Annotated in this window: 21 protein-coding genes and 4 pseudogenes; 11 read left to right on the plus strand and 14 right to left on the minus strand. The window is 69.0% G+C overall.

Going from position 1 to position 22,415, the window contains the following annotated elements; all coding sequences use genetic code 11:
* Nucleotides 1–91 precede the first annotated feature (91 nt).
* Both ACIRA5_RS38460 and ACIRA5_RS38465 read left to right on the plus strand, forming a co-directional pair.
* Nucleotides 92–985, plus strand: coding sequence for a LysR family transcriptional regulator (locus ACIRA5_RS38460; RefSeq protein ID WP_403698997.1), 894 nt, complete (start codon nt 92–94; stop codon nt 983–985).
* A 479-nt stretch (nt 986–1,464) separates the two neighbouring features.
* Nucleotides 1,465–2,079, plus strand: coding sequence for a maleylpyruvate isomerase N-terminal domain-containing protein (locus ACIRA5_RS38465; protein ID WP_403698999.1), 615 nt, complete (start codon nt 1,465–1,467; stop codon nt 2,077–2,079).
* 8 nt (nt 2,080–2,087) lie between these two features.
* On the opposite strand, the pseudogene ACIRA5_RS38470 reads toward ACIRA5_RS38465, so the two are convergent.
* The 4 genes and pseudogenes from ACIRA5_RS38470 to ACIRA5_RS38485 form a co-directional block, all read right to left on the minus strand.
* Nucleotides 2,088–2,376: pseudogene (locus ACIRA5_RS38470) on the minus strand (ATP-binding protein); the annotation flags it as partial.
* Nucleotides 2,377–2,386: 10 nt separating this feature from the next.
* Nucleotides 2,387–2,968 (minus strand): hypothetical protein, encoded by a 582-nt coding sequence (locus tag ACIRA5_RS38475; RefSeq protein WP_403699000.1) that lies wholly within the window; start codon nt 2,966–2,968, stop codon nt 2,387–2,389.
* Between the two features lie 293 nt (nt 2,969–3,261).
* Nucleotides 3,262–3,732, minus strand: coding sequence for a hypothetical protein (locus ACIRA5_RS38480; RefSeq protein WP_403699001.1), 471 nt, complete (start codon nt 3,730–3,732; stop codon nt 3,262–3,264).
* An 81-nt stretch (nt 3,733–3,813) separates the two neighbouring features.
* A complete protein-coding gene (locus tag ACIRA5_RS38485; protein WP_403699003.1) occupies nt 3,814–4,722 on the minus strand; it encodes an NADP-dependent oxidoreductase in 909 nt (302 codons plus the stop codon).
* Nucleotides 4,723–4,872: 150 nt separating this feature from the next.
* Here ACIRA5_RS38485 and ACIRA5_RS38490 point away from each other — a divergent pair, with 150 nt between their 5' ends.
* Nucleotides 4,873–5,478: a TetR/AcrR family transcriptional regulator gene (locus ACIRA5_RS38490; protein ID WP_403699005.1), complete on the plus strand. Its 606-nt coding sequence runs from the start codon at nt 4,873–4,875 to the stop codon at nt 5,476–5,478.
* 286 nt (nt 5,479–5,764) lie between these two features.
* Here ACIRA5_RS38490 and ACIRA5_RS38495 read toward each other — a convergent pair whose 3' ends face one another.
* Complete coding sequence (locus tag ACIRA5_RS38495; protein WP_403699007.1) at nt 5,765–6,709, minus strand: NADP-dependent oxidoreductase; 945 nt, start codon at nt 6,707–6,709, stop codon at nt 5,765–5,767.
* Nucleotides 6,710–6,876: 167 nt separating this feature from the next.
* On the opposite strand from ACIRA5_RS38495, the gene ACIRA5_RS38500 reads away from it, so the two are divergent.
* Nucleotides 6,877–8,163, plus strand: coding sequence for a LuxR C-terminal-related transcriptional regulator (locus tag ACIRA5_RS38500; protein ID WP_403699009.1), 1,287 nt, complete (start codon nt 6,877–6,879; stop codon nt 8,161–8,163).
* A 222-nt stretch (nt 8,164–8,385) separates the two neighbouring features.
* Here the strand turns inward: ACIRA5_RS38500 and ACIRA5_RS38505 are convergent, their stop codons facing one another.
* Nucleotides 8,386–9,009, minus strand: a complete 624-nt coding sequence (locus ACIRA5_RS38505; protein ID WP_403699011.1) for a TetR/AcrR family transcriptional regulator — start codon at nt 9,007–9,009, stop codon at nt 8,386–8,388.
* Nucleotides 9,010–9,145: 136 nt separating this feature from the next.
* Between ACIRA5_RS38505 and ACIRA5_RS38510 the strand changes: the two genes are divergently transcribed.
* Complete coding sequence (locus tag ACIRA5_RS38510) at nt 9,146–9,673, plus strand: DUF2255 family protein (RefSeq protein WP_403699013.1); 528 nt, start codon at nt 9,146–9,148, stop codon at nt 9,671–9,673.
* Nucleotides 9,674–10,650: 977 nt separating this feature from the next.
* Here ACIRA5_RS38510 and ACIRA5_RS38515 read toward each other — a convergent pair.
* From ACIRA5_RS38515 to ACIRA5_RS38530, 4 genes are all read right to left on the minus strand, one after another.
* Nucleotides 10,651–11,181: an SRPBCC family protein gene (locus ACIRA5_RS38515; protein ID WP_403699015.1), complete on the minus strand. Its 531-nt coding sequence runs from the start codon at nt 11,179–11,181 to the stop codon at nt 10,651–10,653.
* A 284-nt stretch (nt 11,182–11,465) separates the two neighbouring features.
* Nucleotides 11,466–12,407: an NADP-dependent oxidoreductase gene (locus ACIRA5_RS38520; protein ID WP_403699017.1), complete on the minus strand. Its 942-nt coding sequence runs from the start codon at nt 12,405–12,407 to the stop codon at nt 11,466–11,468.
* A 113-nt stretch (nt 12,408–12,520) separates the two neighbouring features.
* The gene (locus tag ACIRA5_RS38525; protein ID WP_403699019.1) at nt 12,521–13,342 is read right to left on the minus strand and encodes a helix-turn-helix transcriptional regulator; all 822 of its coding nucleotides are present in this window, start codon (nt 13,340–13,342) and stop codon (nt 12,521–12,523) included.
* A gap of 131 nt (nt 13,343–13,473) precedes the next feature.
* On the minus strand, nt 13,474–13,659 hold the full coding sequence (locus ACIRA5_RS38530; RefSeq protein ID WP_403699021.1) for a hypothetical protein: 186 nt from the start codon (nt 13,657–13,659) through the stop codon (nt 13,474–13,476).
* 10 nt (nt 13,660–13,669) lie between these two features.
* Here ACIRA5_RS38530 and ACIRA5_RS38535 point away from each other — a divergent pair, with 10 nt between their 5' ends.
* Nucleotides 13,670–13,909: a pentapeptide repeat-containing protein gene (locus ACIRA5_RS38535; protein ID WP_403699023.1), complete on the plus strand. Its 240-nt coding sequence runs from the start codon at nt 13,670–13,672 to the stop codon at nt 13,907–13,909.
* Between the two features lie 449 nt (nt 13,910–14,358).
* On the opposite strand, the gene ACIRA5_RS38540 is transcribed toward ACIRA5_RS38535, so the two are convergent.
* Complete coding sequence (locus tag ACIRA5_RS38540; RefSeq protein WP_403699025.1) at nt 14,359–15,459, minus strand: replication-relaxation family protein; 1,101 nt, start codon at nt 15,457–15,459, stop codon at nt 14,359–14,361.
* Nucleotides 15,460–15,856: 397 nt separating this feature from the next.
* Complete coding sequence (locus ACIRA5_RS38545; RefSeq protein WP_403699027.1) at nt 15,857–16,768, minus strand: LysR family transcriptional regulator; 912 nt, start codon at nt 16,766–16,768, stop codon at nt 15,857–15,859.
* 191 nt (nt 16,769–16,959) lie between these two features.
* Here ACIRA5_RS38545 and ACIRA5_RS38550 point away from each other — a divergent pair, with 191 nt between their 5' ends.
* From ACIRA5_RS38550 to ACIRA5_RS38570, 5 genes and pseudogenes are all read left to right on the plus strand, one after another.
* Entirely contained in the window at nt 16,960–17,703 is a 744-nt protein-coding gene (locus tag ACIRA5_RS38550) for a hypothetical protein (protein WP_403699029.1), read from the plus strand.
* Between the two features lie 164 nt (nt 17,704–17,867).
* Nucleotides 17,868–19,103, plus strand: coding sequence for an MFS transporter (locus ACIRA5_RS38555; RefSeq protein WP_403699030.1), 1,236 nt, complete (start codon nt 17,868–17,870; stop codon nt 19,101–19,103).
* Between the two features lie 155 nt (nt 19,104–19,258).
* Entirely contained in the window at nt 19,259–19,753 is a 495-nt protein-coding gene (locus tag ACIRA5_RS38560; RefSeq protein WP_403699031.1) for a cupin domain-containing protein, read from the plus strand.
* A 292-nt stretch (nt 19,754–20,045) separates the two neighbouring features.
* A pseudogene (locus tag ACIRA5_RS38565) lies at nt 20,046–20,186 on the plus strand (arsenical-resistance protein); the annotation flags it as partial.
* 61 nt (nt 20,187–20,247) lie between these two features.
* Nucleotides 20,248–20,508, plus strand: a pseudogene (locus tag ACIRA5_RS38570) (low molecular weight phosphatase family protein); the annotation flags it as partial.
* Here the strand turns inward: ACIRA5_RS38570 and ACIRA5_RS38575 are convergent.
* Together ACIRA5_RS38575 and ACIRA5_RS38580 are read right to left on the minus strand one after the other, a co-directional pair.
* Nucleotides 20,491–20,748: pseudogene (locus ACIRA5_RS38575) on the minus strand (Ku protein); the annotation flags it as partial. The pseudogenes ACIRA5_RS38570 and ACIRA5_RS38575 overlap by 18 nt on opposite strands.
* 182 nt (nt 20,749–20,930) lie before the next feature.
* A complete protein-coding gene (locus tag ACIRA5_RS38580; protein WP_403699032.1) occupies nt 20,931–22,313 on the minus strand; it encodes an oxidoreductase in 1,383 nt (460 codons plus the stop codon).
* Nucleotides 22,314–22,415 lie beyond the last annotated feature (102 nt).

The raw sequence follows: 22,415 nt of genomic DNA on the forward strand, positions 1-22,415 counted from the left end.
CGTGTTCGTCCGTGTTCGACGGGATCGACACTAGGAGCCCGGCGGACATGCGGGAAGCGATGATCAAGCATCGGTGGTATGCGTATGCCGCATGAACATCTCCAGCACAGGGCTGCGGGTCCTGCGGCAGATCGCGGAGTCCGGCAGCTTCACCGCAGCAGCCACCCGGCTCGGCTACACCCAGTCGGCGGTCTCACGCCAGGCCGCCTCCCTCGAACGAAGCGCGGGCATCGCCCTGTTCGAACGCCGCCCCGACGGAGTGCGGCTCACCCCCGCGGGTCTGACTCTGCTGCGCCACGCTCGCACGATCCTGGACTGCCTGACGGCGGCCGAGCGCGACCTCAACGACACCGTCCCGCAGACCGAACTGGTGCGGCTCGGGCTGTTCCTGAGCGCGGGCGCGGCCATCCTGCCTTCCTCACTCACCCGCCTCGCGGCGACCGACCCGCAGATCACGGTCACGACCACCGAGGGCACCACGCCCTCCCTGATCCGGGCACTGCGCGCGGGCTCGATCGACCTCGCCGTACTGACGTCCCGCCCGCCCTACCGGCCTTTGGACGGCGAGTCGCCGCGCCTGCACGTCGAGACCGTTGCGGACACCGAGCTGGTCGTGGCGGTACCTTCGACCGGAGAGTTCGCCGGCCGTACGGAGGTCCACGTTGACGAACTGGTCGACGCCCCGTGGATCGTCACCCCGGCGTCGAACGACGAGCCACTGCTCGGCGTCTGGCCCGGTCTGCCCGGACGGCCACGCATCATCCACTCCGCGCGCGACTGGCTGACGAAGCTCCGACTGGTCGCCGGTGGCTTCGGGGTGACAACGGTGCCCTCGCGGCTCTCGCCGGTGCTGCCGCCCGGGGTGAGCCTGCTGCACGTCGAAGGCGCACCTCCCGAGATCCGCCGGGTTCTCGTGGCTCGGCTCCCCGGCCGCCCCACCCCGGAGATCACTGCCGTCACCCGAGCAATCGCCTCGACCACCTGATACATGCCGCCGAGGCCGCCAGATTCGGTGCCGTAGCCCGCCGAGGACGCACACCAGCACGCGTACTCCGGCATCGGCCAGGGCCCCCTTCAGCGGGAGCCCCCACTGCTGCCCGCGCAAGTACCCCAGTGACGTTGAAACTCGTGAACATGACCAGGCCGTAGATCTGGGTGCCTCCCAGACCTGTGATCAACTGACTTCAGTACTCGGGTTCTGGCACGACTGGCTTCTTCGGGAGTCGTTTGTTGGTGACCTCGGGAGTCACCCAGGGAGACGTCGACTTGATCAATGTCAGCGACTTTTGATGTCGCTCGGCCCATCCGCGTGTCGCCATGCGGGGTATTTGATCAGTTATGCCCTCTCGAAGCGAGTGCGCTGCGTGGAGGTCGTGTGGCATCTCGCTTCCCCCTCGGCGGTACTGCGTAATGTTGGGCTTCCGGACGGATCACGGGGGGCTTGTGAGTCTGAGGAACGCCTACTTGGAGACCGCCGCGCAGGCCGCAGCGTTGCTGAACTCACCGGAAGTGGCCGCTTCGTGGGAGAAACCCAGCGCGTTGGCGCAGTGGACCGTCGGCGGTCTGGCCGGCCACCTCGCGTATCAGATCTTCAGCGTGGATCCGGCGCTGGAGGGACCCGCCTCTGAGCAGGAACCCATCCCAGTGCTGGAACACTATGCGCGAGCCGTGTGGATTGATGCGCCGCTCGACGGCGAAGTCAGCTCTGGGATTCGAGCGAAGGGCGACGGCATCTCGTCCGAAGGCGTGCGGCTGCTGGTCGAGCGGGTCCATGCCGCGCTCGACCAGCAGCGGTCCGGCCTTGAGGAGGTGCATGGCGACTGGGTGGTGTTCATGCCGCAAACAGGGTGGGCGCTGAGCCTGGACGATTTCCTCGTGACCCGACTGGTCGAGCTCGCTGTGCATATGGATGACCTGGCGGTCAGCGTGGGCCTCAACGTGCCGGAGCTTCCCGGCGCGGCCCTCGATCCCGTGGTTGCGCTGCTGACCGGGCTTGCCATTCGGCGCCACGGCCAAGCGGCACTGCTACGTGCCCTGACTCGCGCGGAGCGGGCACCAGCTGCGATCAACGTGTTCTGAACGTTGCGTCAGCTCGCGTCAGCCCGTTCGGCCTGGGCTTTGGTGTGGGCGAGGCGGAAGGACTCGGTGCCGGTCTGGATGATGGCGCCGTTGAAGGTCAGCCGGTCGACGATGGCGGCGCAGAGCCGCGGATCGGTGAACTTCACCGCTGAAACTTTCGTTCGAAGCGATGGCGACGCTGTTCTTCTCCTCGCGCTCCGTCAGAACCTGAAACAGCAGTTCAGCGCCCCTGCGGTCAAGCTCCATGTAGCCGAGTTCATCGATGCATAAAAGATCGACACGGCCGTAGCGGGCGATCGGGGACGGGTCAGGAGACGCGCAGGAGTGTGGTGGCGGGGCGGATCGCGCCGGGCCCGAACTTGGCGCGGATGCGGTCGCCGACTTCTTCGGCGACCAGCCGGGCCTCGCGCGTACCGTCGAAGCTGATCTGTTCGGCAACCTGATCGGCGGCGACCAGGTCCCCGCCTTTCAGCGTGATTCCGGTGAGGCGGCCGCGCTGGAGTCCTGCCGCATCGATCAGCCGGTAGGCCGGCGTGCGCAGGTCGTCGTCATGTGCGGAGGCCTCCCGGAGCCGGCGGGTCTTCTCCCACGTGGTGCCTCCGGCGAAGCGCCGGGCCAGGGTCACGCCGCGGGCCGCCTGGCCCCGACCACGGAGCTGGAGGGCGAGGGTGACGACCAGGTCGAGCAGGGCCGCGCGGACGGCGACGCCGTCCAGGGTGTGGCGGGGGAAGGTGCGGCTCACGCTCGCGGAGGCGGGCAGGGCGCGCGGGGTGACGGGGCGGGGGTCGATGCCGCGGGCCCGGTCGGCCACCTGGCGGCCGGCCCGGCCGCCCAACAGGCGCTGCACGCTGGCCGACGGGATCGCGGCGAGCAGGCCGACACAGTGCACGCCGTAGCCGCGCAGGACCTGGGCATGGCGGGAGCCGATGCCGGGGATGCTGGCCGCGGTGCGCGGCTCGTCGGTTCGACCTGCGCCAGATCGCGTGCCCCGGAGGATCTCGCAGAGACCGTGGCGAGGGCCGAGCCGATCGTGAACACACGGCGCCAGTCGAGGTGGGTATATGCGTCGCACTTCTGTCGTGACACGCGGAGCCACACCTCGTCGCACGAGCGGGAAGCGGGTGTCAGCGGTGTCCGTTCGGTCCGCTGGCACCCGCGTTTGGTGTGTCGGTGTGTGTCGGTTCAGTTGCCGACGGCGGCGTAGACCTTGGCAAGGTCGAACATGTTGTGGACGGAGACGAACTTCTGCGATGCGATGTCGATGGTGAAGATCGAGGTCGCCGGGACCGCGATGTGTGTCACCGCCGAGCCGGTGTCGACGGAGAAGGTCGGCAGGGCGGTGGAGACGACGGTCACGGTGGAGGCGGACCGGGCAGGCGCCAAGTCCACCGGCACGACGTCACCCATCAGCGGGGTGTTCCAGACCTCGATCATCGTGTGCTTGACGGAGGCGATCTGGAACAGCTGCGCCGAGAAGTCCTTGATGGCCTCGACGGTCACGATGGGGTCGTCGGCGTTGAACTGCAGCGTCGTGTCCGGCGCGACAAGGTAGTTGTCGGCGACACGGACAGCGTCGCGGGAGTCGACGGAGTCGTAGTACTCCTGGACGATCCGGAGAAGGTCGGCGACGGGTATCGCGGTCTTGGTGCTCATGACGGGTTCACTTTCCTGTGCTTGCGGGAGAAATTGATCTCTCCCCGGGGGGTTCGGGGGGTGACTGAGGGGACTGCCGGGTCAGGGCAGGAGGACGACCTTGCCCTTGTTGTGGCGGGCCTCGATCTCGGCGTGCGCCTGCGCGGCCTGGGCGAGGGGGAAGGTCCGCCACACCGGCACCTCGAGTTCGCCTCGGGCGACGAGATCGGCCAGCAGGGGCAGAGCCTGCGGGAACCGGTCGGCGGGGTCGAGTCCGGTGAAGCGCACCCCGTGCTCGGCGAAGGTCAGGTCGGCGATGGTGATGACCCGCTCGGGGATACCGGTCAGGGCGATGGACTCTGTCAGGACACCCGCGCCTGCAGTGTCGAGCACACGGTCCACCCTCCCCGGCTCGGCGTCCCGGACCCGCTGCGCCCAGCCCTCGCCGTAGCGGACCGGCGTGGCCCCGAGCTTGCCGACCCGGTCGAAGTCGTGCTCGCCGGCGGTGCCGATGACGGTGAGGCCGCGGGCCACCGCCAGCTGCACGGCGACGGCGCCGACGGCGCCGCCCGCACCGTGGACCAGCAGGGTCTGCCCGGGCGAGACATGGAGGTGCTCCAGCGCCCGGTAGGCGGTCTCACCGACCGTGATCATGGCCGCCACGGTCTCGAACGACAGTTGCGCGGGCTTGGCGAACGCCTCGTCCAGCAGGACGTACTCGCTGTAGCCGCCACTGTGCGCCGAGCCGAAGACCTCGTCACCGGGCGCGAAGCCGGCGCCCTCGCCCGCCTCGTCGACCACCCCGGCGACGTCCTGGCCGGGGGTGAACGGGAACTCCAGCGGCATGATCCCGGCCAGTTCGCCGGAACGCAGCTTGAGGTCGATGGGATTGACGGCGGTGGCTCGGACCCGGACACGGACCTGGCCCGGACCCGGCTGCGGGACGGGGACGTCGGACAGGGTCAGCACGCCGGGCGCGCCGTACTCGGAGAAGGTGATCGCAGCAGACAACAGAAGCTCCTGGAACGAAGGGGATCCAATCCCCACACCCGAATCATTCGCGGTGTGTGATTGACTCCGGTTTATCACACGGCACGTATGATTCACAAAGGGCTGAGACACCCCTCACACACCACGTATGAGACCGGCTAGCCTTGAACCGTGTCCTCGACGCCTGCCCACCGCCGCCAACCGAGCCTGAGCAACCCTCGCGTCCAGCGCACCCGCACCCGCATCCTGACGATCGCGCGTGAGCTGCTGCCCGAGGTCGGGCCGACCGGACTGACCTACGCACTGCTGGCCGAGCGGGCAGACGTCACCCGTCAGACCCTCTACCGGCACTGGCCCAACCGCACCGCCCTGCTCTTCGACCTCATGCTCGACGGTCCCGAGATCGGCGACTATCCCGAGCCGAGCAGCGACGTCCGGGCGGCCGTCACCGCTTGGCTGAGGAGCCTGCGCGCCGGCGCCACCATCCCGGCGATGCGCACCGCACTGCTGGCCGTCCTTGCCCAGGCCGAACACCACCCCGACAGCGCCCAGGCGCTCGCCCGCATCGGAGGGGACCGCCGCGCGGCCCTGAACGATGTCATCAAGCCCTCCGGCGTACAGATCGACGCCGACGAGTACACCCTGCTCTACGGACCCGTGCTCGCCCGGCTCCTGCTCGACCGCGGCCCGATCACCGACGAATTCATCGATTCCGTCGTTGCCCAGTGGCTCGGCGCCCTGCGGTGCACGGGAGCCGTCCCTCACGGGGATTACTAGCTCCGAGGCTTCCCCGGCAGCCCAACGAGCGATGGGAGCTGATTCCCCACCGGAGGCCCCTGTAACCCCCTGCCCGCACGAGGTCTGATTCAGCATGGGCAGCGGCCCTAAGTCACCCGATGCTCCAGCACCGTCCTGAAGACCGGCTCCGGCCGGGCCCGCTCGGAGCAGGCTGTGCCGACCTGGCTCGCTACGTCCGACAGGCGGGCGACCTTGCAGCCGCCCGTCCGGGACCCGGGCTTGCTCCGCGAGCCCGGTGGCGCCTGTCAGACGTTGCGGCCGTGCCTCACGGGAGAAGTACCAGCTTGCCGCGCGGGTGGCCGGCTTCGCTCAGCTCCAGGGCCCGGGCGGCCTCGGCGAGCGGGAGGCTCCGGTCGATGCGCACGTTCAGCTGGCCGTCAGCGGCCATGCGGGCGTACTCGGCGAGCTCCGGCGCGAACTGCTGCTGCCTGGGACCGGTGGACATGGTGATCCCCAGTTCCAAGGCCCGGATGTCGTGGATGGTGACAATGCGGTCGGTGGTGCCACCGCGCAGTTCCATGGAAATGTCCAGGGCATCGTGACCGGCGTCGTACACGGCGTCGATGCCCTGCGGAGCGGCGGCGCGGACCCGCTCGACGACACCATCGCCGTAGGTGACGGGGACAGCTCCGAGGGAGCGCAGGTAGTCGTGGTTGGCCTCGGACGCAGTGCCGATGACGGTGGCACCACGGCTCACCGCGAGCTGGACGCCGACAGAGCCCACGACGCCGGCGGCCCCGTGCAGCAGCAGCGTCTCGCCGGCCGTCACCTTGAGGAGGCCCAACACGCGGTCGGAAGTCTCGACGGCGACGGGCAGCGCCGCGGCCAGCTCCCAGCTGAGGCCGGCCGGCTTGGGCGCGACGTCTGCGGCCATGGCAAGGGCGTACTGGGCGTATGCGCCGGTGACGCCGGCATAGGAGGCATCAGCGCCGGCGACGGTGAAGCCCATCACCTCGTCTCCGACCAATACGCCGGCCACGCCTTCGCCGACCTCGTCCACGATGCCGGCCACTTCCCCGCCCGGCACAGTGGGGAAGGTCATGGGGAACATCTGATGCAGCCATCCGTAGCGGATCTTGTAGTCGATGGGGTTGACGCCGACGGCCATCACCTTCAGCCGGACCTGACCCGGGCCCGCGTGCGGCTCCTCGATCTCGGCAACCCGCAGCACCTCGGAGCCGCCGTACTCCTTGTAAATCACTGCCTTCATGTCTGACACTCCCAATGCGTTGCATGCGTAAGCCGCCCCGAAAGCGGACGGTGAAGAACACCTCCAATCCTCCGCAGGGGCGGCTTGGCTCCCGCTGTCCCTTTGAACGGTTGTGGCCAGCCGAAAGGACAGGGGCATAACAGGACGGGCTGGCTACGCTTGTGGACATGGATCTAATGGATCTAGCCGCCGCAGCCGAGGTGCTCGAGGCTCCCAAGCCCGAGACCCTGCCGCGCCTGTCCGGTGCTCTGGCCGGCGCGATTCCCCACAAAGGGTTGGCCGAACTGATCACGTGCCCGCTGTCGCCGTTCCAGGTCCATGGGGAGTCCCCCGGGGCCGGCGGCTCGGCCATCACCATCGCCGAGGTGGCCGCACTGCGGCCGCTGCTGCCCGCGAGCGGAACCTGGCAGGGCCTGGCCGTCATGGCGGGCATCGAGGTGCCGATAGTGGCGTTGACCAGCGCCCGCTCCGAGCCGGGGGCCCTGCTGGTCCTGCTACGAACCGAGGACACCCCTGTACCCGAGGAGCAGCTGGCGCCCGTGCAGGCACTGTGGGACCTGCTGACCGCGCACCGGGTAGGCGTGCAGACCGACGTGGTCCCCACCGGGAGACTGGCCACGTCGCGCGCCGCGGCAGCCGCGCGTGCGATGGCCATCTCCGAGCTGGGCGAAACACACGCAGCCGCCCTGACCGGACTTCTTCAGACGCTCCGCGACCGCGACCTGGACGACACCGACGCCCGGACACGCGCCATCGACCTCACCGTCACCGCTCTGTCCGAACTCCGCTCGCGAGCCGAACTCGATCAGGTGCTGGTGGAGGAGCGGGCCTCAGACGCCTTCGAGCGGCTCACCGACTCGCTGCGCCGGATTCTGCGCCCCCGCGGAGTACGGCTGGACCTCGGCATACCCGGCGCAGAGGAAGGCGCGGACCGGATACTGCCCGGCGATGTCGTCAACACGGCATCCGCCGCGGTCCGGGCCGCCGTGCACGCCTCACTGGAGGATCAGGGCGGATCTCACGGCCGTCAGGTCAGCCGGATCCACGTCGGCTGGAAGGTAGACGCCGCCGACCTGCGCGCCACCGTCCGGGACGACGGGCCCGGAGCCCTGTCCCGGCGTTCCTTCGACGCACGCCGGGTCATCGAACGGCTGACGCCGCTCGGCGGGAGGCTCGAGGTGGACGCGGTGCCGGACTGGGGCACCACGGTGACCATCGAAGTCCCCCTCACACCGCCCGACACACCCCGCCAGGACCCGCTGACCGAGCTGGGAGCTCGCGAGTTGGAGGTGCTGGCACAGCTGGCCCGCGGGCGTCGCAACCGGGACATCGCCCAGCAACTGCACATCAGCGAGTCGACGGTGAAGTTTCACCTCGCCAAGATCTTCGACAAACTGGGCGTCAGCTCCCGCGGAGAGGCAGCTGCGCTCGCCCATCAATGGGGCGCGGCATAGCACCCACCAACGCGGTGGGTGATAGGCCATCAGGAACTCCCCGACCACGGCGGAGTTGCTTGCTCCGTCAAGACCACGGTCGCGACAGGCCGACCTCGCGTGGAGGACCCGCAACGCCGATCCGACTGAAGATCCGCACTCGGCACACCCTGCGGCACGCCGCGACCTACTCGCCGTAAGCAGGCTCCCTGGGCGGTGCGGTGGCGCAGCCCGCGCCACGTGTCATGATCCGGTTCCGGTCGGGATGTGCGGCCGCGGCAGGGCGCCTGCGTATTTGAGGGGGGTAAGCCACTGCGCGACGACGGCGTCGACGAAGGTGTCGGTGACCTGGCCGCGGTCGAGGAAGAGCCGGGCGAGCACGGGTCCGTAGAGCATCGTGAATTCGTCGTCGCCGATCTGGATACCGGATGGTTCCAGCAGTCTGTTCAGGTCCGCGTGCCGGTCCTCGATGATGCGGGCGAGCGCCTGGGCGCTGTCAGGGTCGTGGTCGGCCTGGGCGGTGACTGCGAGGACGGCGGTACGGATAGCAGGGTCGCTGCTGCCGTTGCGCAGACTCCTCAGCCAGGCGGTGGCCACGGCGCGCACATCGCTGCCGGGTTCGGGATAGGGGCCGAGGTCGGGCCCTTCTAGGATCAGGTCGAAGAGCAGGGCGGCGCGGTTGGGCCAGTGCCGGTAGAGGGTCTGACGGGTGACGTCTGCCCGCTCGGCCAGCAGTGCGTAGGTCAGTCCGGTCGGCCCGACCTCGGGCAGCAGCTCACGCGCGATCGTCAGGATGCGGGTGCGGGTGCGCTGGACGCGAGGGTTGCTCAGGCTCGGTTGGCGGCGGTGGACAGGCGTCGAGGACATGAGGCCACTGTACCCAAAACATACGCAATGTGTGATAAGCGCCACAGTCGACGGAACGAGCGCCCCGGTCCACTCGTACGGCTGGTTGCCCTCCCCTTCGGACTCGTACGGGTAGTACCCGTTCGCGCAGTGCAGGATGATCGCCCGCTACGGGGCTGGAGGCGGGCTCGGCGCCGAGCCCGCCTCCAGCGTCCTGCTGAGCACGTCGGCCGGCCAGCCGAATTACACGCGAGGAAGCCGCCGAGGAGGACTACCGATCATGACTGGCAGTTGGTCTCTGGAAGAGCTGGACAACATCGGTACGGCCGGCGAGCTGCAGATCGCCGGCAGGCGTGCCGACGAGACCCTGCGGCACTGGGTGCCGATCTGGGTCGTGTGCGTCGGTGAGCAGGTGTACGTGCGGACCTGGTACAGACACGAAAGCGGTTGGTTCGGTCACGTACGGGAGTCGCGCCGGGCCCGTATCCGTGTCCCCGGCGTGGAAGTCAACGTCACTGTCGAGGACATCGGCGAAGGCACAGCCGAGTTGCGCGCGGGCGTCGATACCGCGTATCGCACCAAATACGGCCGCTACGGAAGCGCGTCCGTCGAGCAGATGGTGTCAGCGGCAGCCGCGGCCACAACCCTGCGGCTCACTCGGGAGGAAGGGCAACAGGGAGGGTGATGACGGGCCGGTGCGCGCTCGGCCGCGCCAGCTCCCCATTCCACTTCGACCGCGCCGTCCGTCGGCGCAGGTCGCGAGTCGACTGAGCATCGTTTTGGTTCTGGGCCGAGCGCCCAGTCATCCCCCACCTTGCCCAATCGGAAGACCGGAAACGATCACGCAAACTGCCAGGACGATCAACCATCGCGTCGAGGACGACGACGTACTGGTCGACGGAACCGGTCAGAAGAAGCCCCGCCCCCGACGACATCGTCGGAGATGCCGTCAAGGCCGCGGTCTTGGCCTTCGGAGCCCGCCACCGGCCCGACGGCGCCGGATTGAACGCCGAACCGGACAAGGAGCACTCTGGAACCGGGAAACTCGGTGGCCTGCCGAGTGGGCATCGGTTGTCGTCGAGCAGTCCGACGAGGTGAGCCCCGGCGTCAACCAGGTGCGTAGCGGCCCGGCGCCAGACCGGTCAAGCGCGGTTCGGGTCCGAGGTACATGGCGGGCACTCCACCTGCCGCGCCCGCATAACTGTGACGCCGCACTGACCCTCTCGGTCCTTCGGCGGCCGGCGCTGAGGATGCGTCAGCCGAGCGAGGTGGACGGGTCGTCGACCGGGCGGCCGCCGACTCCAAGAACACGGCGCGGGCCCCGGGGCCCCTCCGTCGGCGCTCCGAGCACTCCCCGGCCCCGCAGCTCGTCAAGGTCGGGGGGCGGGCGCCGGGCAGCGCGTCGAGGAGATCGGCCTGGGCGGCGCGGACGCTGTGCGCCGGAGCCTGAGCTTGGCGTTTACGTCCTGACGTCCAAGGACACGGACCGCTCCCCCGCAACCGGCCCCCGGCGCCTCTTCGCCCAGGCGTCCAGCCCCGGTGACCGGCATGTCCGGCCCGGCGACGTGATCCACCTGTGGAACACCTACGGCGACAACGGTGGCTTCCTGGAGACGAACGGAACCGGACCCACCGGCGGCATTGTCGTGCTGCTTCGGGCCGTCAGCTGACCCGGGGTGGCACCGGCTCGCTGTTCTTCTCCGTTTCGATGACGTGGACGCACCGGTCGAGGGCGGCGGCCATGTAGCGGCGCCAGAGCGGGGCGAAGGGGCCGGCGAGGATCCAGCGCCGACCGGGCAGCGGCTTGAACTCGTAGGTCCAGCGGATGAGTGCGCCGTCGCCGTCGGGGTTGACGTTGAACTCGCCCCGAACTCCGGCCGCGAGGCGGGAGAGGATGTTGGTGAAGTTGGTCAGCTGGTAGGCGAAGCTGGATCCGGGCGTGTATTCGGTGAGTTCTTCGTCGGCCTGGGAGCCGTCGTCGAACTGCGGGTTCCTTCGGGGGCCAGCGTGGTCCCAGGCCCCGGTCTGGTTCTTCACACCGCTGATCCCGGGAAACGGGAAGACCGCGCGGAAGACGGTGGGAAGGTCGATGGGGGCCAGGATGCCGAAGGCGTCCTGGGGTGCCCTGAGGGTTCGCTGCTGGACGGTGATGGTGACGGTCTTGTCGTCGGGCTTGATGAGGAGAGTGGTCATGGTTCAGCTCGCAGTGGTGGTGGTGAGGGCCGGGTAGTCGGTGCAGCCGCGGTGGTCGCCGCCGTAGAAGGCGGCCGGGTCGGGCTCGTTGAGGGGCGCACCCGTGCGGATGCGGTGGGGCAGGTCGGGGTTGGCCAGTGTGGAGCCCCAGGCCAGGATTCGGCTGTGGCCGGCATGAATTTGGTGGGGCTGCGCTCTGCCAGGTCTGGCAGAGCGCAGCTCCCCGCGATGGCTCGACCGCTTGTAGGGAGACGCGACGCGATCGCCGTGCCGGAGAAGGTCGCCTAGGTGAGCAAGGCGGCGGAGGGAAGGACGAGGACCTTGCCGGAGAGCGCGCCTTCTGCGGCTTCCGCGTGCAGCGCCGGCAGCTCGGCCAGCGGCACCCGTCGAGCGACGTCGACGTGCAGCGCTCCGGAGTCGACCAGCGTCACCAGCCTCGCCAGCTGCGCGGCGTCGCTGTTGACGAAGAGGTTGACGCCGCGCACGCCGCGTTCCTCGTCGGAAGGCGCGGGCATCCACACCGTCGTGTTCACCACGATGCCGCCGTCGCGGACCACTGAGGTCAGCGCGGCCAATTGCATCGGATCGACCGGCGCGAGATTGAGCACGACGTCGACCAGCGCGGGCAGCTCGGGGACCCCGTGGCCGAACACCTCATCGGCACCCGCCGTCCTGACGCGTTCGCTGCTGCGCGGCCCGGCCGTGGCGATCACGTGTGCGCCGGCGTGCTTGGCCAGCTGGACGGCGTAGCCGCCGACCGCGCCGCCCGCACCGTTGATCAGCACGCGCTGGCCGGCAGTCAGCTCGGCGTGGTCGAAGAGGGCCTGCCAGGCGGTGAGCCCGACCAGCGGCAGCCCGCCCGCATCGGCCAGCGGGATGCTCGCGGGCGCCGCCGTCAGCAGGCCGGCCGGTGCGAGCACGTACTCCGCCGCCGCGCCGGCACCGGTCATCGGCAGGAAGCCGACAACCTGGTCACCCGCCCTGACCCTGTCCGCGCCCTCGCCCAGCGCGTCGACCGTGCCCGCGACGTCGATGCCGGGGGTGTGCGGCAGGGTCACCGGGATGGGGCCCTGCATGAAGCCCGCGCGGATGTTGCCGTCTACCGGGTTGAACGACGTCGCGGCCACCCGGATCCGGACCTCCCCGGCCGCGGGGACCGGCTGCTCCACGTCCTCGTAACGCAAGACGTCCGGAGTACCGTACTCATGGAAACGCACTGCTTTCATGACAAATGCCACCTTTCATGACAGAGAAGATGCTTCGAATTTGAACCATCGTGAGACCCGGGCACGCCTCGGCTTCGAGACAGTGCCTTCAGGTGTGTGAGGGACGACAGCGGCTAGACGGCGGTCAGGAGCTGAAGCTTGCCGTGGCTCGGGGAACCGGGCACGGCGGTGAACACCAGCAACGTCTGACACTGCTCCGGATCCAACAGCATCTCGGCGTACAGCTCCAGCTCCCCCAACTCGGGGTGCAGGTAACGCTTGAGGTCGTGATGATGGGTCACTCCCACCTCGTGCAACCGCCAGATGTTCGCGAACTCGGAACTGACCTCCAGCAGCGCCGCGACGATCTCGCCGGCCCTCCCTGTGGGATCCGCCGTGTACGCCTCCCGGATCTCCGCGGCAAAGACCCTGCCCCGTATCGGATGGTCCTCGACGGGGTACAGGCCACGGACCCGCGGATCACCGGTGAACCAGCGGTAGACCAGGTAACGGGACATGCCCGAGTACTGGGTGTAGTCACCGAGCAGAGCGACCGCCGGGCGCGTCTGCAGCAACGCCTCGCCGAGCCGTGACAGCACGATCGCGGGCACGTCCGAGAGGCCGGCGACGATCCGCATCATCGTGGGACCGACGTAATCGTCCCGCAGGATCCGCCGCGGTGCCGGGTTCCCGCCCAGGATGAAGAGGTGGTCACGCTCGCTCTGGTTGAGACGCAGCGCCCGGGCGAGCGCGACGAGCATCCGGACCGACGGCGCCGGACCTCGCTGCTGCTCGATTCGGCTGTAGTAGTCGGCCGACATCCCGGCCAGCGCCGCCACCTCCTCGCGCCGCAGCCCGCCGGTGCGGCGCCGCTGCCCGCGGGGAAGCCCGACATCCTCCGGCTGCAACGCCTCACGACGCGCTCGGAGAAAATCCGCCAGCAACGCCCGGTCCATCGTCCGACCTCCCCTGTTCGACAGGACAATCTTGACGCGAACCGGGAACCGGATGAAGGGTAGTTCTAACCGCGGACAAGTTGTCCCTGGCTAGTGCTGTGACCACATGGACACCTCACGACCCCAAGTCGTCAAGCCGCAGCGGCCAAGGCAGTTGGGAATGCGGTGTTCTCATCGAACAGTTCGCGTCGCTGGAGGCAGTGGAACATCTGTCCGAGCATGCGGTTGAAGAGATTGCGTGGGGCGGCAGCGTGCCGCGCGTCGACGTTCTCCGGCGGCACGGTCACCTTCTCGAAGGCGACGTTCTCCGGGAGCACGGTCACCTTCTTGGGGTCAGCATTCTCCGGCGGCAGCGTCGGCTTCGACGGGGCGACGTTCTCCGGCGGCAGCGTCTACTTCGGCAGGTCGACGTTCTCCGGCAGCGCGGTCGACTTCAACGAAGCGCGGTTCGACGGCGGCACGGTCGACCTCACTCGCGCCACCGGTACAGCACCGTCTGGCCTGGTCCCGCCCGGGGAAGCGCCAGTGCCGACCGGGCTACTCCTACCTTCAACTTGGTCCAGCTGACTTTGACGCGGGATGCCGCGCCCGTGCACTGAACTCCGATGACCGGCCTGCTCATCCGTGAACCATCATCCGGGGCGGCCGGACAACGCCGCCGCACCCTCGGGGAGGCCCGCAGCGGCTGCACCTCTCTTCTCGAACGTTGAGGGTCCGGCCTACCCTCAGCGCTAGCCCGGTCCCGTAACGTTCTGGCGGGGCCGGGCTACTTGCTGCGCGAGCGCCGTCCGAAGACCGCCTGGCGCAGCGTCGGATACTGCTGGCGCAGGTCGGCGCGGCAGTGGGGACAGTGCCGGCCGTCCTCCGGCGGGGCGACCACGAGGTCGTAGCCGAGCAGGCCAGTGATCAGACCGCCGCACCGTTCACACGGCGCGGCCTCGGGGGCCGGCTCGGGATCCGGGTCAGGTTCCTGACTCCAGCGTTCCCTCTCCGCCGCCCACTCCTGGTGTTGCCTCTCACGTCCTTCGTCGCGGCGGCGGCGTTGCTCGTCGCGGGCGTACCAGGCGTCGTGGTCGGCGGGGTTGGCGAGGGCGTCGGGGAGGGTTTCCCACTGGCCGTGTCCGCACCGCCACCACACCGCATCGCGGGGCCGCTGGTCTGGAGGCGATCGAGGGTGGTGAACAGGAGGAGGATGGGTCGGCGTAGTCGTAGTAGCCGTCCCGTTCTTCGGCGCCGTACCCGCCGCCGGCGACGTGGTAGCTGCCGGACCAGACGGGACGCGTGAGGTCCATGACGATGTTCATGCGGTTCTTCAGGGCCTGCGGGCCGGTTCGCGTGCCGGGGTTGAAGACGACCACGACCGGCGGGTGTCCCTCCCGCCCGGTCGTGGGGTACTGGGTGCGCCACACCGGACTCTCGCTGCCGAGCGGGTTCTTGGTCTTCAGACGGAAGTAGCGCAGGTACTTCTCGAACTTGGTCGCGAGGATGTCGGCGGACTCGGTGCAGTTGTCGACCTCCACGAACAACACCGGCAACCCGGCCTCCGGGGCCTGGAGGACAGCGTCCGCGCGGACTCCGGCCCGGTTGCCCCTGCTGGTAGGGAGATTGAGCGGGACCTCGGTCGACCAGGAACCGATCCAGCCCATCCCCTGCTCCCCCCAGCACGAGCCCCGAGGCCAGCGCTGCTCCTTGGCTGTCGGCGTCGGAGCGGTCTGCTGGCGAGGTACGGGCCGGGTCGCCGCGGCGGGCGTGCGAGTGATAGCGATGACCGTCTCGTTGACCGCCATCGCGTGCGGAGCACCCGAGCGGGCCGCCCCACGCCCGGTCCCGCCCATCTCCCCGACCGGTCTGTCGAGGACCTCCGCGGCGGCGTCCAGCCCGAGCGGCGTGAGGCTCCAGAGCTTGTTGCCGTCCCGGGTGCTGCCCTCCGAGACGGCGAGACCGTGCCGGGCCAGATCCAGGGCCGCGTTCCTAAACGCCTTGTTGTCCTTGTGGCCCGGCGCCATCAGCCGGTGCATCTGGTCCGCCGTCGCGAGCTTCAGCACCCCGAGCGCGGCCAGCACGTGTGCGCGCACCGCGCTCGTGGAGCCGTACGGATACGTCCGCGACCCACCCACCCCCAACCACTCCTCTCAGCCTTTGGTTGCTCCACGGCCTGCGCACTTGCTCCCTTGGGCTTTAGCGGCGCCCTACTACAGGGTCCGGAAGGGGCCTTGGTAGGGCACGCCCGCCTCTGCTCACCGCAGTGCGCGCTGCGCTCCGCGGGCCGGTACGGCGATGACCGCGCAGCCGGACCGCGATCCGCACCGGGGGCACCTCCGTTGCTCTCGTGGCTGCGGCCGGCCCTCACGGCGACGGATCCGGGACCAGCTGGTGAGTGCCGGCCGTGGCGCCGGACCCGCCGCCACTGGGGATGTACGGACAGCCCCCAGTGGGGCGGGCGAGGGCGTCCGAACGGCACGGCGGCGGACGGTGCGGCCGGGTCGGCATCCTGACCCCGTGTCCCCGGCGGCGTCATGAGGCGCTTGGCTGACTGCACGTCATCAGGGCCTGACGCAGCCATACGTGTGCCGGGTCATTGGTGCGCCGTGTGTGCCACGCCTGCTGATAGGCGAATCCGGGAATCTCGAGAGGTGGTGCGAACCTCCTCAGCATCTTGTGCTGGTGGAGTGGTCCTACGGCTCGGCTGGCGACGGTCAGGATGAGGTCGGTGCCCGGCACCAGGTCCACCGCGGCACTCCAGTGGGGCAGGGTGACGGCAAGATGCCGTCGCAGGCCACGAGCCGACAACGCTCTCTCGATCTCGTCCTGTGCGTCGGGGCGCAGGGCGATCATGATGTGCGGGCGCTCCAGCCATTCCTCCAGCGGTAGGTCGCCTTTCGCGGGCAGGACCGACTTGTCGGCCAGGCAGACGAAGTCCTCCTGAAAGAGATCCAGGACCTCGATGTCCTCGGGCGGTTGGGGGAAGATGCCGAGCGCGAGGTCGAGTTCGCCGTCCGCGAGCTGGACCAGCATGGCGTCCCGGCTGGCCTGGCTGATGGCGAGATCGAGGCCGGGTGCCTCGCTGCGGACGTGGCGGACCAACGGGGGCAGAACGATCCGCGAGGCGTAGTCCGACAGGGAGAGGCGCAGGCGCCTGCGGGTGCTTGCCGGGTCGAAGCCGGGTGCGGCCAGCAGCCCGTTCAGGCTGTTCAGAGCGTCTTCGAGCGGGTGCACGAGTGCCTGGGCGCGTGCCGTGAGGATCATTCGGCCGCCGTGCCGTACCAGCAGGGGGTCGTCGAAGTGGGTGCGCAGCTGTGCGAGCGAGTGGCTGACCGCCGGCTGGCTCCTGTTCAACTGTGCCGCGGCCCGGGTGACGTGCTTCTCGGTCAGCAGGGCGTGCAGCGTCAGCAACAGGTTGAGGTCGATCCGATGAAGCTCATCCATGGCGCGAATGATAGGTGTGCATAAGAAGCATTTCCATAAATTGCTTTGATGGCGCAGGGTCGAAGTGTCGCTGCGACCGGCCCCTGTGGAGACGGCATCGGTGACGGCGGGATCGGGTCTGCTTCTGGCTGCATGGGCACAGGGGCGGCGGTCCCGCGGACCTTCAAACGCAACTCACATCAGGACTGGAAATGACGAAGGCAGACCCTGGCACTCTGAAGCTCTCCTACACCGACGGACGGCCGGCCACGATCGGCGTCGAGACTGTCAACGACGTGCTGCGCGCCGTGGGCGTGCACATCAGCCAGGTGCCCGTTCCCGCACAGGCCCACCCGATTCTGGAAGCGTCCAGGGTCAGGGCGCTGACCGAGGACGAGAACGCGGACCTGATCTCGCTGTTCAGCCTGCACCGGGGCGACCTGCTGGCGCACATCCAGCTGGCCGGCCGCACGCCGGAGGCGCATCGCGGCGGCTTTCTGAACACCTCCGAGCACGGGGTCGCCCCGTACCCGAAGGTCTACGACATGAAGACGATGGACGCCGCTGCCCGGCACTTCGTCCAGGCGCGCTTCGGCCGCCTCCACGTCAACAGCTCCGATCACGGTGTCGGCATCGACGAGATCATGACCGTGGTGTCCGGCGGCCCGATGACGTGGTTCTACCGGCTTCCCGACGGCGTGGTCGCGAAGCTGTCGGTCGGCGCGGTGGAGATCGGCGCCCCGGCCTGGCGCATCAGCTACCCCGGCATCCGGCCCCACGGCGCGTTCCTCGACGCCGAGCACGGCCTGATCGTGGCCTACGCCCACGGCCCCGAGAAGTTCGTCATGCGCTACGAGGAGCCGAGCGTCGAAGGCTCCGACGTGCTGGGCACCAACCCCTGGATCGACTTCAGCGGCGACGCGCCCCGGATGCTCGACAGCGTGTCCACGAGCTGACCACGTACGAGGTGAACAGGCCGGCCACGGGCCCGACGCGCCCGGCCTGGCCGTTCGCCCCACGGCACCCCCTGGCAGCGCCAGGTCGCCGCCACAGGCTGAGCCGGGCAAGGGCCCATTCCTCACCCCTCTCCATCCCACTGTCCACCGGTACAGGAAGAGTCATGTCCACCACACCCGGTCCGGCCGCCACCCACACCCACAACCCCACCCCCAAGCCCGTGAACGAGCCCACTCGCCGGGTCCCCGTCCTCTGGCTGGCGCTGCTCGCCACACCGGTCGCCGCCGCCAACAACGCCGCCGTCCTGATCCTCGGCGACATGAGCCGCTCCCTCAACATCCCCAAGGCCACGGCATCATGGCTGGTCACCGTCTTCGCCCTGTCGCTTGCCGTCGCCACCCCGCTGATCGCCACGCTGGTGCGACGGCGCGGTACACGCACCGCCCTGTGGACCAGCGCCGCCTTCGTCGCCGTCGGCAGCTTGGTGGTGGCGATCTCTCCGTGGCTGCCGCTCACACTCGTCGGGCGGGCCGGACAGGCCGCGGGCGGCGCGGGCATGATGGCCATCGCCATGAACCTGGCCGGCAATGCCCGCCGTATGGGCGTGATCAGCGCCGGGTCGGGCATCCTCGGAGGCGTCGGGCCGCTGCTCGGCGAACGCCTCACCAACGCGGTCTCCTGGCGGGCGGCCCTGTCCATCCTGCTGGTCACACTGCTGGCCGTGCCCGCCGTCAGCCGCTACTCCACCAAGTCGCCGCCCGCCGAGGGCCGCTTCGACGCCCGTGGCGCCGTACTGCTCGCGCTCCTGTCCAGCGGTCTCGTCCTGCTGCCGTCGAACCCGCTGCCCGCCCTGGCCGTAGCGGCCGTCACCGCCGCCCTCCTGGCCCTGCACATCCGGCGCCGCCCGGACGGCTACGTCCCCCGGGCCGCACTGCGCTCCCGGCTCTTCCGCAGCTCGGTCCTGATCGCCGTCGTCCTGTCCGTGCTCTACTTCACGCTGCTGTTCGGGATCCCGCAGCTGATCACCGACCGGGCCGGCTGGCCGACGAGTTCGGTCGCGGTCGGCCAGATGATCGCCATGATCGCCGGATCCGTGCTCACCCTCGCCTTCGCCGGCGTGTCCGCCCGCTTGGGCCAGACCAAGGTGCGAGCCCTCCTGATCACGGTCGGGGCGCTCGCCGCGGTTGCGGCCGTCTTCGCCCACAGCGCGGTCGTCCTGTTCGTCACGATCGGCCTGGCCGTCTTCACCGCGACCAGCGCCAACGCCACCCAGTCCATGGCCGCCGCCTTCGCAGTCCCCGACCGTCAACGACCCACCGGCATCGGCCTGTTCCAGCTCGCCTACCTCATGGGCGGAGCCCTCGGCCCGGCCCTGGCAACCACGCTGGTGCTCCCCTAGCGTCCGGCCTCGCCACGTGCCAGGCGGCAGTACCCCCCTCGGTCCAGCACGCCTTCCTACGACGGCGCCCCAGACGGGTGTGTCGGGCGCCCCTGCCCACCCGCTCCTTCAAAAATGATGTCGCGGCATCAGCCGCCCCGGCGAAAGGAAAAGCCATGTCCTATCCCGACCCGCGTTACCTCAGCGACAGGGGCGAGATCAGCGCGAAGTACCGCCGCGCACCCGAGAAGCCCGACACCGCCTTCATCGGCGCTTCCAACATCAGCTACGTAGCCACCGAGGAAACCACCGGCGGCGAGTACGGCCTGTACAAGGTCGACATGGGACCGAAGACCGTCGGAGCCAAGGAACACTTCCACCGGGCGATCTCCGAGTCCTTCTACGTCCTGTCCGGCGAGGTCCAGTTCTACAACGGCGAACGCTGGACCAAGGGCGGCGAGGGAGACTTCCTCTACGTACCCGCCGGCGGCCTGCACGCCTTCCAGAACGACGCTGACGAGCCGCTGTCCATGCTGATGATCTTCTCGCCGGGCGCACCGCGCGAGGAGTACTTCGAGGAGGCCGCCGAGTACGCGGAACGCAACCTCGAAGAACTCAAGTCCTTCCAGATCCAGCACGACACCTACTTCACCGACATGCTCGACCATTAGGCATAGCACCCTTGGACGTTCCGCCTGACACGCTTGAGCAGGACGGCACCGCTCGGGCTCAGCGGAGCCCACGGCTGGGGAGGAGATTGATCTTGTCCCTGGGTCCAGCCCAGCGCACGGCGAGATCGCACGCACCTGCGGCGCCGCTGCACATCTGGACGAACTGCGATGCGAGGGTCGAATGCGGGCCCGTAGTCGTTTCGACGGAAACGACTACGGGCCGATCATTGCACCAGCGCATGTAGCCGGTCGCGGCTCCCGTAACGGTGCGTAACTCGCAGAAATGACCACCGGAGTTGTCGGGCCCCTCATCGAGGTCCCGGTACTGATCGGCCTGGTCTACGTCGCTCTCACCACCCGACGGTACTTTCCCAGCTCCCAGCTCCTGCCGGCCCCTGCGGCTGCCACCGAGGAAGACCCCGCCTGTGTCTGAACCTGCGCCCTCGAAGCCGTCGGTGCTGTTCGATTGCGTTCACAACGCCGGACGCTCCCAGATGGCCGCCGCCTTCCTCACCCACCTGCCCCAAGGCCAGGTCGAGGTCCGCTCGGCGGGTCCAGCCCCCGCCGACAGCGTGAACCGGGCTGTCGCCGAGGCCATGACCGAGGCGGGCATCGATATCGCCGCCGAAGTTCCCAAGGTGCTGACCACCAGCGCGGTGCAGGCGTCCGACGTGGTGATCACGATGGGCTGCGGGCTGGAGGTAGTAGCCCTCGCCGAGACGGATCGGGTCGATGCTCGCGGCCGGCACGAACGCCTCGATCTCGATCGCCTTCGCCGTCGGCAGCGGCATCTCGCGGAGCCCCTCGTCCGAGACCGCGATGATCGTGTCCTTCGAGACCTCATAGCCCTTGCCGATCTCCGCGTTCGAGACCTCGCGGTCCTCGACCGAGCAGTGCTTGCGCACGCGTACCCGGGCCGGGAGTTGCCCGCGTGATTCCTGTCCCCCTCTCCCCCGGCCCGTGACATCGCACCCGGCTCGCCAGTGGCGCTTCATGCTGATTGATACATCGATGTCCCGGGAGTCCTATTCGATCAGCGGCAGCAGGTCTGGGTCGGGCCGTAGCCGTATGTGTGACTGCCTGAGTGCTCCGGTTCCCTGGTCCTCAACTCGGGCCGTCCTGCGCCGAGGCCGGGACGAGTGATTACGCCGTAATCACTGGAGGGACAAAGTTGAGGTCATTGGCGGGAGAGGCTTCTCGTCAGGCCTGCGGCGATCGTGGTGGCCAGGATCCAGCCTGCCGCGATCAGCGCTGCGGCGAGCCATTGCTGCCAACCGTGCGGGGTGAAGGCCTGCTCCTGGCCGAAGCTCACGACGGGCACCAGCAGGTCCAGGGTGTAGAGGAACGCGTTGAAGGTGGGCGCCTCGGTCGACCCCACTGCGGGTGGATGATGTGAGGCGAAGGCAAGGGTCGCGGTGAGCAGCAGGAGCACGAGCCACGCTGCCGCGCGCATGGGCCGGTAGCCGTACCCGACCGTCCAGTCCTGGATATGGCCCCAGATGCGCAGTGTCGCCGGTTGGCTTGCCCGCTGACGACGGCACTTGGCGAGCAGTACCTGCCGCGCTGCGGCGTCGTGGCCCTGGGCGGTATAGGTGGTGGCGAGTTGCCCGTAGGGCTGTGGCAGGTATCCGGTGCTGTCCTTCGCCAGCCAGGCGAGACGGTCCCGGACGGGCAGGCTCGCTTCGAGATGGCGGTAGGTGAGCCCGTCGAGCAGCAGGTCGTCAGGCCAGCGGGCCGGGTCGTCGGCGAGGACATCGATCTGTGAGTGCCGGAAGTCCACGGGCCCGCTCAGGTCGGTGTCGGCTTTCGTTCTGACTGAACCCGCTCTGATCTTCCTTAAGGACAGTCGGCCTACGATCGTCGCCCGCTTGAGGCACAGCACGCCGGCAACACTGCTGCCGGTGAAGGACATGCCGCCATCGGAGACGAAGCCGCCGCAGCACTCGAAGGCGCCGCCCGCGCGCAGTCCCTTGGCGGTCAGGGTGTTCCCAGCCGTATTCGACAGCCGGGCGCCGTGAAACTCGATGCTGGTGCCGACGACTGCGTCGTTGAGGACGATGTGTCCGTCGGAGGACAGGCCGCGGCAGTTGATGCGCCCCGCGACGTGCAGCCGTCGGGCTGACAGCGTCTGGCGTCCCGGGTTGTGCAGACGTCCCGCCGTCAGGTCCATCGAGCCCTCGATGTGGGTGCCGTCCAGAGTGACTTGTCCTCGCGCCGATAAGCCTGAGGTGCGGACCAGGTCGCCGCTGATTCTTGCGTGTGAGGCGTCGAAGGCGCACTGGCCGGCACCGTCGAATCGTGCGCTCTGGAGTTGAAGGGGGCCCTGGATGGCGCTCCCTGATATTTGGACTGTGCCTTCGACTGCGGCTGAATCGAGGGCCAGTGGGCCGTCCACATGGAGCCGCTCGGCGCGCACCGCTGTGCCGGCGGGATTGTTCAGCTGTGCACCGCTGAGCACGCAGCAGCGGGAGATCCGTGCATCCTGCAGTCTCAGCACCCCCTGAGACACGAGTGTGTGGCCCGGCAGGCGGGCGCTGCCGAACAGGCCGCCGTCGACCACGATCCCGTCTCCGTTGAGAGTCGCGCCCTCCGGATTGACGATGCGGGCACCCTCCAGGACCAGAGTCCCGCCGATCCTGGCGCTCCACATCAGCAACTCACC

Origin of the sequence: Streptomyces sp. NPDC096311 (assembly GCF_044763085.1) — a bacterium.
Classification (GTDB): domain Bacteria; phylum Actinomycetota; class Actinomycetes; order Streptomycetales; family Streptomycetaceae; genus Streptomyces.